This window comes from Akkermansia sp. KLE1798 (genome assembly GCF_001580195.1).
Classification (GTDB): domain Bacteria; phylum Verrucomicrobiota; class Verrucomicrobiia; order Verrucomicrobiales; family Akkermansiaceae; genus Akkermansia; species Akkermansia biwaensis.
This window is the reverse complement of sequence record NZ_KQ971069.1, coordinates 11,706-12,067: the sequence shown is the minus strand read 5'-3', so window position 1 is coordinate 12,067 and position 362 is coordinate 11,706. Positions and strand designations below refer to the sequence as shown.

Sequence of the window (362 nt, the reverse complement as noted above, 5' to 3'; positions counted from 1 at the left end):
TTGTTTCAATCCACGCACCCGTGAGGGTGCGACGGATTCCGTGAGGCATTTTGCCCGGCAGGATTTTGTTTCAATCCACGCACCCGTGAGGGTGCGACATGAGGAGCGGGAGGGGGTTCCCTTCCCCGCGGTGTTTCAATCCACGCACCCGTGAGGGTGCGACAAAATCACGAATTCTCGACCCCTTCATGGGGAGCGGTTTCAATCCACGCACCCGTGAGGGTGCGACTCCATTCAGGCCGCGGCGCGTAAGTTGCGGCCTGTTTCAATCCACGCACCCGTGAGGGTGCGACCGACCCCCTGACTCCGGATGCGTGGCTGTGGTTTGGTTTCAATCCACGCACCCGTGAGGGTGCGACTTT

Annotated in this window: 1 CRISPR repeat array. The window is 60.5% G+C overall.

Features of this window, described 5'->3' with window-relative positions:
* Nucleotides 1-2: 2 nt before the first annotated feature.
* A CRISPR array of direct repeats spans nucleotides 3-359; the repeat unit is 31 nt; unit sequence GTTTCAATCCACGCACCCGTGAGGGTGCGAC.
* Nucleotides 360-362: the final 3 nt, after the last annotated feature.